Consider the following 15594-nt stretch of genomic DNA (forward strand, 5'->3'; position numbering starts at 1 on the left):
TTTTTTGGTGGATGTATAATTTACTGATTGTTCATGAATTATACTAAATTTCTTGTTAAAGACTTGTTTGGTATTCCATATATCCTTTAAATTTCAATCTATTTTAGTGTAACATACAGCACTGATTTCACACTAACACTATTAATGTATAAACACAAAGACCATATTATGAAAAGACATTTACTATCAACACTTTTTGTGCTTATCGTGGGTAATTTTCTTGTAGCACAAGAAGTCAGCTTTGAAGAGTACAAACTTGACAATGGCTTGCATGTTATTTTACACCAAGATAATTCTGCGCCTGTAGTAACTACTGCGGTAATGTACCATGTAGGATCCAAAGACGAAGATCCTCAGAAAACAGGGTTTGCACATTTTTTTGAACATCTTCTTTTCGAAGGAACCAAAAATATTAAGCGTGGAGAATGGGACAAAATAGTCTCTTCCAACGGAGGTAGCGGAAATGCAAATACCTTTCTTGACCGTACCTACTATTATGAAACTTTTCCATCCAATAGCCTAGAAACAGGACTTTGGTTAGAATCCGAAAGACTACTTCATCCCGTTATAGAACAAATTGGGGTGGACACACAAAAAGAAGTAGTACAGGAAGAAAGAAGGCTTAGAGTCGATAATTCTCCCTACGGCGCATTCTTTGAGGTGTTACTTAAAAACTTGTATACCAAACATCCATACAAGTGGGGCGTAATTGGCTCCCTAGATCATTTAGCAAGCGCAACTTTGGATGATTTTAAAAACTTCAATAAAATCTATTATGTACCCAACAATGCGGTACTCGTGGTCGCTGGTGATATTGAAAAGGAAAAGACAAAAAAAATGATTTCCGATTATTTTGGGCCAATTCCCAAAGGAGCTGAAATAAAGAGAAATACTATTGTTGAAGATCCTATAACCATAACTAAACAGGCAAAGTATTACGACCCAAATATTCAGATTCCAGCTATTTTGCTTGCCTACAGGACTCCGGGACAAGCCGAAAGGGATGCTTATGTTATTGATATGATATCAACGTATTTAAGTGATGGGGAAAGTTCCAAGCTCTATAAAAAATTGGTTGATGAAAAGAAAATGGCACTTCAAATATTTTCCGTGCCAATTACAGCTGAGGATTTTAGTTCTTACGTAGTAGGTGCACTGCCTGTAGGAGAAAATTCAATCCAAGACCTTAAAAATGAAATAGATGAAGAAATTTTGAAAGTACAAATGGAGTTGATTTCAGAAAGAGACTATCAAAAACTTCAGAATAAGTTTGAAAACAGGTTCGTTAATGCCAATAGCAGTATTGAAGGCATTGCCAATTCTCTAGCAGAAAACTACATGTTAAGAGACGATACTAATCTCATCAATACAGAAATAGACATTTACCGCTCCATTACAAGAGAGGAAATTATGGAAGTTGCCAAAAAGTACTTAAAGGTAAACCAAAGGGTGGAGTTAGAATATTTGCCAGAACAAAAAGAAGCTAATTAAGATGAAAAAGTATATCATTTTTTCTTTACTGTCCTTTTTCATGACAGTATCGTACGCACAAATAGATAGGTCCAAACAACCAAAACCGGGTCCTGCACCAAAAATCAACTTAAAAGAACCTGTTCGTTTTGAGCTTAACAACGGTCTTAAGGTCATGGTTGTAGAGAATCATAAACTCCCACGGGTTTCCATGCAATTGACTTTGGACAATCCTCCTATTTTACAGGGTGACAAGGCCGGAGTCTCGGACTTGACCTCTAGCTTGCTTGGTAAAGGGTCAAAATCCATTCCTAAAGATGATTTTTACGAAGAAGTGGATTTTTTGGGAGCAAACATTAACATTGGGGACCAAAGTGCCTTTGCAAGCTGCCTTTCCAAATATTTCCCAAGAATTTTGGAGCTTATGGCAGATGCAGCCTTGAACCCAAATTTTACACAAGAGGAGTTCGACAAAGAGAAAGATAAGCTTATCACAGGAATAAAATCTGAAGAAAAAGACGTTTCTGCTATTGCGAATAGGGTGCAATTAGCCTTAGCCTATGGCAAAAATCATCCTTATGGTGAAATGACCACAGAGGAAACCGTAAACAATGTATCGTTACAAGATGTAGAGCAGTATTACAGAAACAATTTTGTTCCTGCCAATGCCTATTTGGTTGTTTTGGGCGATGTGGAACTTGATAAGGTAAAGGAATTGGTAACTACATATTTTACGCCATGGTCCAAAGCTACCCCGCCATCCTTTAGTTACACAAAACCTACAGATGCGCAATATACCCAGATAAATTTTGTGGATATGCCCAATGCGGTACAATCCGAAGTATCCGTTCAAAACATCACGAACCTAAAGATGAAGGACGAGGATTACCTTGACGCCCTTTTGGCCAATAGAATCCTTGGAGGAGGCTCGCAAGCAAGGTTGTTCAAAAATCTTAGGGAAGATAAAGGGTACACCTACGGTTCGTATTCCTCGATAAGGGATAACAAGTACAGCTTAATGCGATTCTCCGCATTTGCACAAGTACGGAATGCCGTAACGGATAGCTCCGTAGTCCAAATTTTAGAGGAAATCGACAAAATGGTAAACGAGCCCGTAACCGATGAAGAGCTTAAAAATGCTAAAGCAAAGTACTCGGGAAGCTTCGTTATGGCTTTAGAAAAACCAGAAACTATTGCCAACTATGCATTGAACATAGAAACTGAAGATTTGCCAAAAGATTTTTATAAAACATATTTGGAGCGGATAGAAGCCGTAACCATAACCGATGTGCAAAAAGCGGCACAAAAACATCTTTCTACAGATAACATAAGAATAGTAGTTACAGGAAAAGGAAGCGAAGTTTTGGAAAATCTTGAAAAGGTAGAATTCAAAGGCAAAGCCGTTCCCACTCTATTTTATGATGTATATGCGACCAAAACGGAGAAACCAGATTATGAAGCTGATGCTCCAGAAGGGATCACTGTAGAAGCTATCTTAGAAAAATATATAGCGGCCATAGGTGGAAAAGAAAAATTGGAAGGTGTTAGCTCCTACGCAATGCTGGCAGAAGCAGAAATGCAAGGAATGAAGTTGGAACTTGAAATGAAGAAAACCACCAAGGACCAGTTTATGCAAGACGTAAAAGTGATGGGCAATTCCATGCAAAAACAAGTTCTCGATGGAGACAAAGGCTATATGGTAGCCCAAGGTCAGAGAAAAGACCTTTCTCCCGAAGAAGTTACCAGAATTAAAGAGGAATCCGCTGCCTTTCCAGAGCTTAATTATTTGTCTGCTGGAAACATAACCTTGGAAGGTGTGGAGCCAGTAAGTGGGAAAAAAGCGTACAAGCTTAAGATAACGGATAAAAAATCTTCTTTTTATGATATGGAAACTGGTTTAAAACTTCAGGAAGTGAATACAGAAGAGGTACAAGGACAGCAAATGATGAATACACTAGAATATAGTGACTACAAAGAAGTATCTGGCATTAAATTTCCATTCAAGTTATCCCAGACCATGGGGCCTCAAAATTTTGAGTTTATTGTAAAGGAAATCAAAGTAAACGAGGGGGTTTCCGCTTCGGATTTTGAATAAGATTACATTTAATTTTTAAGAGAAGACGTCCTTTGTGGCGTCTTTTTTTTGTTTACGACATAAACCCCTATCAAAATTACCACAGCTGCAAGCAATTGCCTAAACGCAAATTTTTCTCCATCGACGATACCCCAAAAGACACCTACTATCGGAATCAAATAAGTAACGGACACGGAAAAGACCGCAGAAGAAATTTTAACCAGCTTATTGAACATGACCTTTGCAACGCAAGTGCCCAAAATACACAGCAAAATAATATACCCCAGAGAACTTAGAAAATAAGGGCCAGAAACCACCTCTTTCTTTAAAAAACCTGAAAAGATCAGAATACAAAGTCCGGGAATAAAAATGACCAAAAAGTTACCTACTGCAATTCCCATAGGCGATACATCCTGCAATTTACTTTTAATGATGTTTGCATTGCACGCATAACAAATAGTGGCTACAACGACCAATCCTGCATACCAATAGTTTTGGTCAGGGTTTATTTCGGTGCCAAAAAAAATGAGAAGTGCCGCTCCTATCAAACCTACGGCAACTCCTATAAATTGATTTTGGGTAAATTTTATACCAAAAATAAACAGTCCTATGAACAGTGTAAAAAGTGGAACCAGAGAGTTTAGAATCGAAGCAATGCCGCTGTCAATTTCCGTTTCTGCAAAAGCAAATAAAAACATAGGCACAAAACTCCCTATAATACCCGAAACTCCAACCCATGGCCATTCTTTTCTAGAAATGGTCTTTATGGATTTAAATCCTATTATGAAAAGAAAAAGAGCGGCCATAACTATACGAATTGCTCCCAATTGAATTGGGTTAAACCCTTCCAATCCTTTCTTTATCAATATATACGACGTACCCCAAATTATGGAAAGTACGATAAGATAAACCCACTTACGATTTTGTTCTCCCACAGTTTAAAAATAAGCTGCAAAAGTGCAGCTTATTTAAGACTTTTTTATCTTTTATCCTTTAATTTAGCATTGCCTAAACAGCAAAAGTGAAACAAGCGATCATTTATTGGTTTGTACTCCTCTATCTTGTAGCAATGGTCCGTCCCGTTGGTCCAATGTTGGAGTACATTATCTATGAAGATTATATTGCTGAATTTCTTTGCGTAAACAAAGACAAAGTAGAGCTTCAATGTAATGGAAAGTGCTATTTAATGCAACGACTTTCTGAGCAAAACGATGAAAAAAAACAAGGCCTTCCAAAAATCACCATGGAAGAATACCCAATAGGTTTTGTTGATTTGTTGTTCTTTAATTCCAATAAGGCACATATAATTCCAAATCAAAATCACTTTGATTATCAGAATTCTTACACCTATCTCTTTTGTACCTTTAATTTTCATCCGCCAAGCGTTCTTTCCTGACGTACGCTTACAAACATTTTTTAGGGTGATGCAACATACGTTGTAAAACAATCACCTACACTTCAATTTTATAAACCGATGAAAAATTATATATCGGCCATTTTATTCATGGCCACCGTTGCATGTTATGCACAAGAAACAACAAACAAATCCGAAAAGTGGTCAGCAGGAAGGCCTGATGGGCATGCCCCTATCTCAGTAATGGGCGACCATATGCATGGTAAAGGCGAATGGATGTTTTCCTATCGCTACATGTACATGAACATGGATGAGCTAAAACAAGGAAGCGATAATGCTTCTTTTGATAATGCCTTGGCTGATTACATGGTCACTCCAACAAAAATGCCAATGAACATGCACATGTTGGGCGCTATGTATGCACCAAGCGATAAAATTACGCTAATGGCCATGTTCAATTACCTGTCCATGGAAATGGACCATATTACCCAAATGGGTGGGACGTTCACCACCGAAGCAAGCGGTTTTGGAGACATACAACTGTCGGCTCTTTACAGGTTCTTCAATAAAAACAAGCAAACACTTCACGGGCAAATAGGACTTTCTATTCCAACAGGAAGTATCACGGAAAGCGATGTCACACCAGCATCGACCCCTAATGAGGTTGAATTGCCCTATCCCATGCAAGTAGGTAGCGGAACAATTGACCCTAATTTAGCACTTACCTATTTAGGTCAAAATGAATCCCTTTCATGGGGTTCGCAAATACGGGGAATTTTCCGTTTTGGGGAAAACGACCGAGAATATCGCTACGGAAATCGTTATAGTTTGAATAACTGGTTTGCCATAAAGGCAAGTGATTGGGTAAGTATATCCGTCAGGTTGGAAGGTCTTATTGTAGACGAAATCGAAGGAACTGACCCAAATCTAAACCCAATGATGGTCATTACTGCGGACACCAATAATTCTGGTGGGACTTTAATCAATTCTGGAATAGGAATAAATACATACGTTCCAACTGGCAAGCTCAAAAATCTGAGGTTTGGTGTTGAATTCGGATATCCATTGTATCAAGATTTGAACGGAATCCAGTTAAGAACCAAAGAAACCATCACATTCGGAACCCAATACGCATTTTAAAGTTGAGCTATGAGAAATGTATGTATAGTACTGTTCTCTGTCTTTGCAATTATGACAGGAACAGCACAAATAATAGTTAAAGGAACCGTAAGAGATGTGCTTGGCAATCCAATTCCTTTGGCAAATGTTAAAGTTCTAAATAGTGATTTAGGTGCTGCGACCGATAAGGAGGGAATGTTTGTACTAAAGTTTACAGCTTCTGCCAACACTTTAGTTGTATCAGCTATAGGATATGCAACCCAGAATATCGCAATTGATGATTCATCAGAAATCAATATTACTTTATTGGAAGCAACCACGGTTTTAGGGGATGTGGTCGTATCTGCACGAAAACGGGAAGAAACGTTGGTTTCTTCCCCTATTTCTGTAAGTTCATTGGACAGCAAGACCATTGAGAATACACAAACTATAAATCTAGGCGGTCTTACAGCTATAATACCTAATTACCTTTACCAAGAAGCAGGCGTACCTTTTCAAGCCGTCCAGTCTATCAGGGGAATTCAGGTTTTTAGCGAAAATCCTGCTGTGGCAACCTATATTGATGATGTAAACCAATTGGATATTCTTGCCAACGGTTTTGCATTGACAGATATTGAACGTATTGAGGTGCTGAGAGGACCTCAAGGAACTCTATTTGGAAGAAATGCTATGGGCGGTGTCATCAATATCGTTACAAAACAGCCTGGAAATAAGACTGAAGGCTTTGGGGAAGTCGGTTTTGGAAACCTCAACTTACAACGACATTCTTTTGGGTTAAGAACACCTTTGATAGCAAACAAATTATTTTTTGGGTTTACTGGCTTGTTTCAGGATAGAAATGGGTATTGGGAAAACGATGCTTCCTTGGCTTTGGTTCCCGATCCATCTTTAGATGGGGAAACAGTGGGCGATTATCGTAACCTATATGGAAATCTTAGTTTAAAGTGGTTAGCATCCAAAAAACTCACGTTTTCATTGAATGTAAAATCGCAAAAAGATTGGTCCAATGCTTCAGGTTTTTTTGTTTCGCAACCCAATGAAGAAATCGCTTTTGAAAATCCAGATAAGATTTACTTGAGCCGATTGGGAAGTCATAACAGAAATATCGTAAACACTGCCTTTGTCACGAAATATTATGGTAAAAACCATACACTGAGTTCGCTAACCACATACCAAAATATCGTTTTGGCCTTTGAGGATATTGATTTCCCTGGATTTTTCCATTCATTTGTAGATGGCGAAATTGGAGAAAAACTTCCACCACAGGAAGTATGGAGTCAAGAGTTTAGAATCAATTCTATTGAAACCGATTCCAATTGGCAATACACCGGAGGGCTTTTTGGTTTTACACAAAATGCATTTGAGCCTTCGACCAATATAGCCAATGAGCTTACCGATGCAGAAGCTGATTTTTTTCAACTTCCGAGAGGAACCAACCTTATTTCCAAAAATGAAGGTTTCAACAGAGGTTTGGCGGTTTTTGGGGAATTTAGTTTTAAGCCAAACGAACAACTTCAATTTACGGGAGGACTACGATACGATTATGAAGAACGTGAAGCTACGTTTAACAGTAACATTATTTTTTTAAATGGGGATTTTATCGAACCTAATCCAGAAATTACCGAAAAAGGAGATTATTCAGCAATCTCACCAAAAGTAGCAATTTCATTTACGCCTAACGAAAATTCCAACATCTACGCCAGTTATACCCGTGGATTTAGGGCAGGAGGCATAAATGCACAGCGATTGCCAGAAGGTATAGACCAGACATTTGACCCCGAGTATTCCAATAATTTCGAACTGGGCTATAAAGTTAGTTCGTTTGATAATAGATTCAGATTGGGTGCAGCTGCTTTTTATATTGATTGGACAGATATTCAGTTTTTCAACTTAGTAGCACCTTCGACTTTTGCCCGGGAAAATGTTGGTGATGCAAAATCCATGGGTTTAGAATTAGAGACATCTTACATACCAGTTAATGGCTTACAACTCGATGCAAGTTTTGGTTATACCAAAACAGAATACCAAGATTTTTTGTTGGGAAGAACAAACTTTGAAACCGGGGAAGAGTTTTTTACTGATATCAGCGGGAATTCGTTGGGCAATGCACCAGAGTATACCTTTTTTCTTGGTACCCAGTACACGGCAAGCCTTTCAAAAGGATTAAAAGGAACGCTAAGGGGTGAGGTTAAGAGTTTAGGTAATTACTATACAGATATTCAGAACACCTTGGAACAATCCTCATATACCTTGCTCAATGCTAGGGCAACATTGGAATTTAGAAACTATACGTTGGCATTCTGGGGTCAAAACCTGACCGATGAAACCTATCTAGCATTTGGTAACGCAGATACCAGCTTTGGAAGTAGAAATGTTCGTACTGCAGCTCCGTTGACTTTTGGCAGCACACTGACGTATCGATTTTAAATTAAAAAAGGGTGTTTATAAAGTCATTTCTTTTTATTGTCATATCGCTTTTAAATATCTCATATAACAACTACTACAAATATAAATTCAAAATGAAAAATACAATCTTTATCCTAATGACAATCGTCCTTTTAGGATGCCAAGAAAAAAAAATATCATCAACCGCTTTGGTAAAAGAGGAGATAACAACGCAAAAAAAAGAACGTAATCTAAAATCAGATGGAACACCTTATTCTGATGAAGAATTGCAAAATATGGGACATGCCGAATCCATGGCCGTAATTTATGAAGCTCCAACAGATACTCTGGAAACCATTGGGATTTTGGTTTACGATGGATTTTTTACTCTGGATGCACTGGGCCCGCTATCAGTGTTGAACAGTATGTACCCCACCAAAAAACTTCTCATTGGGCGAGAAAAAGGAACTGTCACAAGTAATGATAACGTCAAAATTGAGGTGGATCATGGAATCGATGATATTGAACAGTTGGATATGCTGGTCATACCTGGTGGATTCATTCAAACGTATGAAGCAACAAAGGACAAAAAATTACTAGAGTGGGTTCGTAAAATTGATCGGAACAGTAAATATACAGTGAGTGTATGTACGGGAGCTTGGATTCTAGGTGCTGCAGGGCTCTTGGAAGGAAAAAAAGCAACTACACATTGGTATCGCGCTGATGAAACATTAGCTGAATACGGTGCTATATTTATTAAACAACGTTATACCAATGATGGAAAATACTGGACGAGTGCCGGTGTTTCCGCTGGTATAGATATGAGCCTGGCACTTATGGATAAGATTCTAGGAAGAAACTATGCCGAATTTGTTGCATTGAACCTAGAATATGACCCAAAACCCCCTTTTGAAGGTGGTCACCCAGATAAGGCCGACCGTGTAGTGACCATTATGACGGAAAAGATGTTTGACGAGGGGTTAGCACCGTACATTGAAAAATAATATTTTTGAAAAAAAGAACTAAAAAATGAAATATAATTTGTTTTTAATCGCCTTTCTGTTTTTGATAACTGCTTGTAGACAAGGAGAGAAAACTTCAGAAAAATCAACACAAATGGAACAAGTAATGGCAGTTCATGATGAAGTAATGCCCAAGATGGGAACATTGGGAAAATTGGTCAGTGAACTAAAAAGTAAAGTTGATACCACAGAAACGGGACAACAATACGAAGCTGCAATGAAAGATTTACAAAACTCCAATGTAGCCATGATGGATTGGATGAAATCGTTTGGCAGTCGTTTTGATTCCGATGAGATTCTAAAGGGAAAAGAACTCACCGAACAGAAACAAAAATGGCTGGACGAAGAGGAAGAAAGCGTTAAGGCCCTAAAAGAACAGATAAATTCCAGTATCGAACGGGCGGAGGCGCTACTAGAGAAAGAATAGGCTCATTCTTTCCAACGCAATGTTTCCATAATTCTCCTGATGTCTTTTTGTAAGTAAACCGCAGCGGGAAGAATAGAATCATAATTTGGCTTGGCATAGAAATACAGCGACCCAGTTACAAAATGGTCGATACTGTCCGTGACATAAAACTGTGATTGGGACGCTGCATTGCCGCTAACTTCATAAAACATGCCGTAAACATCTTTTTTGGCATTTACAAAAGGTTGTTCTACAATATTATCTGCTTTTACTACGTGCTCGTAGGATAGCTTTTGAGCATCGGTAAGCAAAGTGTTCAGGTTTTCTTTTATGGGCTTATAGGTTATGTAGACAGCACCATTCATCATAGGGTAGTCCAAGACCAAAGAACAATCCTTGTTTTCCTTTAATTCTGATAAGGTATTGAGTTCAAAAGTATAGATGCAATCGTTTTGAATTTCTTTATATTTTGCCTCTGGATAATCCAATCGTAACATGGCATTGGGTTTTGGCAAGACCTCATCTTTACAACCAGTAATCAAGATAAGTGCAATAAGACATACTATCCAGCTATGCTTCATGGGGCAACGTTACTTTTATGCGTTTTAGTCTTTTTTTATCTAAACTCTCCACAACCAACTTATACTCTTCAAATAAAACTTTCTCTCCTAACTTTGGAAAGCTTCCAGAAATTTCCAGTACAAACCCGGCAATAGTCTCAGATTCTCCTTTATTGTTTTCAAAAAGTTCTTCATTTTCAATCTTAACGACACGGTAAAAATCCTTTAAGGTCGTTTTTCCATCAAAAACATAATTATAATCATCCAGTTTGGAAAATATTAAATCTTCATCATCAAACTCATCACTAATATCACCTACGATTTCTTCAATAATATCTTCTAAAGTTACGATTCCAGAAGTTCCTCCATACTCATCTACCACCACCGCCAAATGGTTCTTTTTTTCTTGAAACTCCAGCAGTAGGTCATCCAGCTTCTTGTTTTCCGGAACAAAATAAGGCTCACGAATCAGGGACATCCAATTAAAGGTCTTTCGCTCTATATAAGGCAACAAATCTTTAACGTACAATACCCCGAGAACATTATCCATGTTTTCTGAAAAAACAGGAATTCTTGAGTAGCCATTTTTCTTAATTTCCTCAATTACCTCAGGAAACTTCATCTCTTCATTGAGCGCAAAAATATCTATTCGCGGCCGCATTACCTGTTTGGTATCGGTATTCCCAAAAGTCACAATGCCTTCTAATATCTTCTGTTCTTCTTTCGTCGTATCGCCTTCGGATGCCAGCTCCAATGCTTGGGATAAATGGTTTACGCTCAAGTTTGATTTTTGTCTTCCCAGCTTTTCTTCAAGATAAAGAGTCGCTGAGCGCATTGGGGCACTTAAAGGTGTAAATACAGTATTCAAAGCCTTTAAGGGGATAGACATAAAGCTTGAAAATTGAAGCCTATTTCTATTGGCGTATATTTTTGGCAGTATTTCCCCAAACATCAAAATTAAAAATGTAGCTACTACGACTTCTAAAAGAAAACGCACAGAAACCACTCCGAACAGCGTTTGATCTATTTCTGAAAAAATTGTGTCCCCAATAGAACTGAACAGCAAAACAACACCGATGTTTATGGCATTGTTCGTAATCAATATAGTAGCCAATAGTTTTTTTGGCTTTTCCAGCAGTTGTACAATGAGTTTTCCTTTTGACGTCTCTTTTTCTTCAAGCTCGTTCAAATCTGTTTGCGAAAGCCCGAACAAGGCTACCTCGGCACCAGAAATTAGTGCAGAACAGCACAGGAGCAAAATAAGAATTGCCACTTTTATTAAAAAGATACTGTCTAAGGTGGTTAAAAAAAATGCCAGACAATAAGGGTCAGGGTCCAAATTTTAAGTACTTTAATCTTAGTGTTTAGAATGGTAAATCATCATCCTGTTCTGTTTCTTCAACAGGTGCAGCACTAGGCGTAGGTCTTGCAGGCTCATTCTGTGGAATTGTTCCAGATCCTTGTTGTGCATTCGCCATACTTTCCTTCTTTGTGGAGAGAAAGGTAAAGTCCTGTACGTGAACTTCGGTAGTATATCTGGTATTGCCATCCTCGCCTTGCCATTGTCGGTTTTTCAACCTTCCTTCCAAGTATACTTTATCGCCTTTGCTCAAATACTTTTCACATATTTCCGCGGCTTTATTTCTTATGACTATGTTATGCCAGTCCGTATTCGTAACCCGTTCCCCTGTTTGCTTGTTGGTATAGGTTTCGTTGGTAGCCAAAGGAAATCTTGCAATACAGTTCCCACCTTCAAAATAATGGATTTTCACTTCGTCTCCCAAATGCCCGATCAGCATCACTTTGTTCAATGTTCCGCTCATAATTCTTTAATTAGTCAAAAGTACTAAATTTTATATGTCTTAATGAAATCTGCAATCAAAACAGGAACGGGAAAAGATATAATATCTTCCCATGAAATGCCTTTCTTCAAAATCGCCTTTGTTTGTAAAATCCAAAATCTGGTATGTAAATGTTGATGGGAAAGCTTATGAACGATAGGCTGTTCGTTATACAATAGCACTTTTGCATAATCCGGAAAGTCATTATGATTGCCCATCTGCTCCTTTAATTCTGAAATATTCATTACGTTATGGGACTCAACAAGCGGAAATTGGTATAAATTCTGCCATATCCCCTTTCCTTTTCGCTGCTCTAGCAATGTTTGTTTCTTATCGTCCAAAAAAATCAAATAGTTAAAAAAGCGATTTTTGATTTTAGTATTCTTTAGTTTAACAGGAAGGCCCCCAACTTTGTTTTCCTGTAGGGCCACACAACTATCATTTAAAGGACACAAGAGACAGTATGGCTTTTTGGGAGCACATTGTATGGCACCAAATTCCATTATCCCTTGATTATAGTCCCTAATGTTCTCTGCGTTCATTACATCACGCGCCAATTTCTTAAAATATTTGACCCCTGTCGTACTGTTTATGGGTAAATCCACACCAAAATATCTGGCAAGCACACGATAAACGTTGCCATCCACAACAGGTTCTGGCTCATTAAAGCATATTGAAGCTATTGCACTGGCAGTGTAATCCCCAACACCTTTCAGCGATTTAAGCCCCTCATAGGTATTGGGGAAATGACCTCCATGTTCTGTTACGACCATTTTAGCCGTAGCATGCAAGTTTCTTGCCCTAGAATAATATCCCAGGCCCTGCCAAAGCTTTAGTACTTGCTCTTCATCTGCATTTGCCAAGTCGTAAACTGTGGGGAAAGCTTCTAAAAATTTATGGTAATAGGGCATGCCCTGTGCAACTCGTGTTTGCTGGAGCATGATTTCCGAAAGCCAAATTTTATAAGGGTCATTCGTTGTTCTCCATGGAAGTTCGCGCTTATGTTGGCCATACCATTTCAAGATTTTTTGGGAAAAAGACATCAAGGAAAATACTATAGGTTAAATGTAGTAGTTTATATACTTAAAATTAAAGGCTTTAAACAAAAGATTAATTTTAATTTTTATATTTGCAAGCCTAAAAAATAAGAAAATAATAATACGAAATGACGAAAGCAGATATTGTAACTAGAATCTCAGAAAAACTAGGTATTGAAAAAGGAGACGTACAAGCAACAGTTGAATCTTTTATGGAGGAGGTAAAATCGTCCTTAGAGAATGGTGATAATGTGTATTTAAGAGGTTTTGGAAGCTTTATCATTAAGACGAGGGCGGAAAAAACCGGAAGAAATATTTCCAAGAATACAACTATTAAAATCCCAGCGCACAATATACCTGCATTTAAACCGGCAAAAGTTTTTGTTGAAGGTGTAAAAAGCAATGTTCAAGTAAAATAATATAATTAACGTAAAAGAAACAACCATATGCCGAGTGGTAAAAAAAGAAAAAGACATAAGGTAGCTACCCACAAGCGTAAAAAGCGCCGTAGAGCTAATCGACACAAGAAAAAGTAGTTGTAACAACTACTTTTTTATTTTCAACACATACGTTCTTTGACATAGAGATTCAAAAAAGAAGAATTTCAATCGGTTTGCAAGAAAACCGATTCTATATATTGTTTAATCATTTATCCCTTTAGCATAAATTCTGGGATAAATAAAAATCGATTCAGGTGAATAGAGAATTAATCGTAAGATCTAGTCCTGATGCAGTCGATTTTGCCTTACTAAAGGATGGAAAACTAATAGAATTACACAAAGACGAGGACGACAACAATTTCTCCGTTGGGGATATCTTCCTAGCGAAGATAAGAAAACCCGTTACCGGCCTTAATGCGGCATTTGTAAATGTTGGTTATGAAAAAGATGCTTTTCTGCATTATCATGACCTAGGCCCGCAATTGTCCTCCATGTTGCAATTCATTAAAAAAGTTAGAACGGGAAAGTTAAAAGACTACTCCCTAAAAGATTTTCCATTTGAAAAAGATATAGACAAGAATGGCAGTATTAACGAGGTTATTAAGGCCAATCAGTCATTATTGGTACAAATTGTAAAAGAACCCATTTCCACCAAAGGACCAAGAATTAGCTCAGAGCTTTCCTTAGCAGGGCGTTACTTGGTAATGGTTCCGTTTTCTGACCGTGTTTCCGTATCACAAAAAATAGGAACCAAGGAAGAAAAAGACAGGCTTATACGACTCGTAAAGAGTATAAAGCCAAAGGGGTTTGGTGTTATCATACGTACCGTCGCAGAAGGCAAGAAAGTTGCAGAACTGGACAAAGATCTTCAGGACTTGTCGTCCAAATGGATGGCAATGTGCAAGAAATTGCAAAAAGCGCCTCATCCATCCAAAGTACTAGTAGAGCTCAATAGGGCTTCATCCATACTTAGGGATGTGTTCAACGATTCCTTTACGGGAATACATGTTGATGATGAGACACTTTATAATCAAATCAAAGATTATTTACATGAAATCGCCCCACAAAAGGAGTCAATCGTAAAACATTATTCTGGCACATCGCCCATATTTGAAAAGTTTGGTATTGAACGTCAGATAAAGACCTCCTTCGGAAGAACGGCCTCTATGAGCCGTGGCGCATATCTTGTTATAGAACATACTGAAGCTTTACATGTAATAGACGTAAACAGTGGCAACCGTTCCAACAAAGCAAAAAACCAAGAAGATACAGCTCTAGAAGTAAATCTATCAGCAGCTTCTGAAATTGCGAGACAGCTAAGGCTTCGTGATATGGGCGGAATCATTGTAGTGGACTTCATCGATATGATCAAAGGTGATCATAGAAGAAAATTGTTCGACCATCTAAGAGATGAAATGAAAGACGATAGGGCTAAACACAAAATATTGCCCCCCAGTAAGTTTGGACTTGTTCAGATTACCAGACAACGGGTTCGTCCAGAAATGAATATCAAGACCAGTGAGGTAAATCCCAATGGCTCAGGTGCAGAAGTAGAAGCACCAATCGTATTGATCGATAAAATCAATCACGACCTAGAGCGAATCATGAAAGGGAACCAAAAGAACAATAGTATTGTTCTGAATATACATCCCTTCATTGCAGCTTACCTGACCAAAGGTTTCCCATCTCCACGTTATAAGTGGTTCCTAGAATATAAGAAATGGGTGAAGATTCAACCAAGGGATGCATATACCTACCTTGAATATCGTTTTAAAGACAAGGACGGTAAAACAATTAGATAATACCAAAGCGGCTCCAGAAATGGTGTCGCTTTTTTTGTTTTAACTATATTTTTATTTTTTTCGTACATTGAGTTTCTCAGCCAA

General features: G+C 38.0%; 14 protein-coding genes. 9 read left to right on the forward strand and 5 right to left on the reverse strand.

Going from position 1 to position 15594, the window contains the following annotated elements; genetic code table 11:
- The first annotated feature begins 168 nt into the window (after nucleotides 1-168).
- Together KIM67_RS08560 and KIM67_RS08565 are read left to right on the forward strand one after the other, a co-directional pair.
- Nucleotides 169-1491 (forward strand): pitrilysin family protein, encoded by a 1323-nt coding sequence (locus KIM67_RS08560; protein WP_213830927.1) that lies wholly within the window; start codon nucleotides 169-171, stop codon nucleotides 1489-1491.
- Between the two features lies 1 nt (nucleotide 1492).
- Nucleotides 1493-3565 carry an insulinase family protein gene (locus KIM67_RS08565; protein ID WP_213830928.1) on the forward strand — a complete coding sequence of 691 codons (2073 nt, stop codon included), beginning with the start codon at nucleotides 1493-1495 and terminating at the stop codon, nucleotides 3563-3565.
- A gap of 8 nt (nucleotides 3566-3573) precedes the next feature.
- Here the strand turns inward: KIM67_RS08565 and KIM67_RS08570 are convergent, their stop codons facing one another.
- Nucleotides 3574-4479, reverse strand: a complete 906-nt coding sequence (locus tag KIM67_RS08570) for an EamA family transporter (protein WP_213830929.1) — start codon at nucleotides 4477-4479, stop codon at nucleotides 3574-3576.
- A gap of 86 nt (nucleotides 4480-4565) precedes the next feature.
- Between KIM67_RS08570 and KIM67_RS08575 the strand changes: the two genes are divergently transcribed.
- The 5 genes from KIM67_RS08575 to KIM67_RS08595 all read left to right on the forward strand — a co-directional run bounded on the left by KIM67_RS08575 (nucleotide 4566) and on the right by KIM67_RS08595 (nucleotide 9851).
- Nucleotides 4566-4940, forward strand: a complete 375-nt coding sequence (locus tag KIM67_RS08575; RefSeq protein ID WP_213830930.1) for a hypothetical protein — start codon at nucleotides 4566-4568, stop codon at nucleotides 4938-4940.
- Between the two features lie 78 nt (nucleotides 4941-5018).
- On the forward strand, nucleotides 5019-6038 hold the full coding sequence (locus tag KIM67_RS08580) for a transporter (protein WP_213830931.1): 1020 nt from the start codon (nucleotides 5019-5021) through the stop codon (nucleotides 6036-6038).
- Between the two features lie 9 nt (nucleotides 6039-6047).
- A complete protein-coding gene (locus tag KIM67_RS18690; protein ID WP_213830932.1) occupies nucleotides 6048-8444 on the forward strand; it encodes a TonB-dependent receptor in 2397 nt (798 codons plus the stop codon).
- A gap of 92 nt (nucleotides 8445-8536) precedes the next feature.
- The gene (locus KIM67_RS08590) at nucleotides 8537-9406 is read left to right on the forward strand and encodes a DJ-1/PfpI family protein (protein ID WP_213830933.1); all 870 of its coding nucleotides are present in this window, start codon (nucleotides 8537-8539) and stop codon (nucleotides 9404-9406) included.
- Between the two features lie 25 nt (nucleotides 9407-9431).
- The gene (locus KIM67_RS08595) at nucleotides 9432-9851 is read left to right on the forward strand and encodes a hypothetical protein (RefSeq protein WP_213830934.1); all 420 of its coding nucleotides are present in this window, start codon (nucleotides 9432-9434) and stop codon (nucleotides 9849-9851) included.
- Nucleotides 9852-9853: 2 nt separating this feature from the next.
- Here KIM67_RS08595 and gldD read toward each other — a convergent pair whose 3' ends face one another.
- Genes gldD through mutY form a run of 4 tightly spaced genes read right to left on the reverse strand, consistent with a single transcriptional unit; the run spans nucleotide 9854 to nucleotide 13274 of the window.
- Entirely contained in the window at nucleotides 9854-10411 is a 558-nt protein-coding gene (gene gldD / locus KIM67_RS08600) for a gliding motility lipoprotein GldD (protein WP_213830935.1), read from the reverse strand.
- On the reverse strand, nucleotides 10401-11729 hold the full coding sequence (locus KIM67_RS08605; RefSeq protein WP_213830936.1) for a gliding motility-associated protein GldE: 1329 nt from the start codon (nucleotides 11727-11729) through the stop codon (nucleotides 10401-10403). The genes gldD and KIM67_RS08605 overlap by 11 nt, the downstream gene beginning before the upstream one ends.
- Before the next feature lie 25 nt (nucleotides 11730-11754).
- Nucleotides 11755-12213 (reverse strand): single-stranded DNA-binding protein, encoded by a 459-nt coding sequence (locus KIM67_RS08610; protein WP_213830937.1) that lies wholly within the window; start codon nucleotides 12211-12213, stop codon nucleotides 11755-11757.
- Between the two features lie 23 nt (nucleotides 12214-12236).
- Nucleotides 12237-13274, reverse strand: coding sequence for an A/G-specific adenine glycosylase (gene mutY, locus KIM67_RS08615; RefSeq protein WP_213830938.1), 1038 nt, complete (start codon nucleotides 13272-13274; stop codon nucleotides 12237-12239).
- Nucleotides 13275-13396: 122 nt separating this feature from the next.
- Here mutY and KIM67_RS08620 point away from each other — a divergent pair, with 122 nt between their 5' ends.
- Together KIM67_RS08620 and KIM67_RS08625 are read left to right on the forward strand one after the other, a co-directional pair.
- Nucleotides 13397-13687 (forward strand): HU family DNA-binding protein, encoded by a 291-nt coding sequence (locus tag KIM67_RS08620; RefSeq protein WP_036380395.1) that lies wholly within the window; start codon nucleotides 13397-13399, stop codon nucleotides 13685-13687.
- Between the two features lie 275 nt (nucleotides 13688-13962).
- Nucleotides 13963-15510: a ribonuclease E/G gene (locus KIM67_RS08625; RefSeq protein ID WP_213830939.1), complete on the forward strand. Its 1548-nt coding sequence runs from the start codon at nucleotides 13963-13965 to the stop codon at nucleotides 15508-15510.
- The last annotated feature ends 84 nt before the right edge of the window (nucleotides 15511-15594 follow it).

Source organism: Flagellimonas sp. 389, assembly GCF_018449435.1.
GTDB lineage: Bacteria > Bacteroidota > Bacteroidia > Flavobacteriales > Flavobacteriaceae > Flagellimonas.

Bases quoted from the DNA above. Each gene is read 5' to 3' on its own strand.
- KIM67_RS08560 (WP_213830927.1), top strand. From the start codon at position 169: ATGAAAAGACATTTACTATCAACACTTTTTGTGCTTATCGTGGGTAAT.
- KIM67_RS08565 (WP_213830928.1), top strand. From the start codon at position 1,493: ATGAAAAAGTATATCATTTTTTCTTTACTGTCCTTTTTCATGACAGTA.
- KIM67_RS08580 (WP_213830931.1), top strand. From the start codon at position 5,019: ATGAAAAATTATATATCGGCCATTTTATTCATGGCCACCGTTGCATGT.
- KIM67_RS18690 (WP_213830932.1), top strand. From the start codon at position 6,048: ATGAGAAATGTATGTATAGTACTGTTCTCTGTCTTTGCAATTATGACA.
- KIM67_RS08590 (WP_213830933.1), top strand. From the start codon at position 8,537: ATGAAAAATACAATCTTTATCCTAATGACAATCGTCCTTTTAGGATGC.
- KIM67_RS08595 (WP_213830934.1), top strand. From the start codon at position 9,432: ATGAAATATAATTTGTTTTTAATCGCCTTTCTGTTTTTGATAACTGCT.
- gldD (WP_213830935.1), bottom strand. From the start codon at position 10,411: ATGAAGCATAGCTGGATAGTATGTCTTATTGCACTTATCTTGATTACT.
- KIM67_RS08610 (WP_213830937.1), bottom strand. From the start codon at position 12,213: ATGAGCGGAACATTGAACAAAGTGATGCTGATCGGGCATTTGGGAGAC.
- mutY (WP_213830938.1), bottom strand. From the start codon at position 13,274: ATGTCTTTTTCCCAAAAAATCTTGAAATGGTATGGCCAACATAAGCGC.
- KIM67_RS08620 (WP_036380395.1), top strand. From the start codon at position 13,397: ATGACGAAAGCAGATATTGTAACTAGAATCTCAGAAAAACTAGGTATT.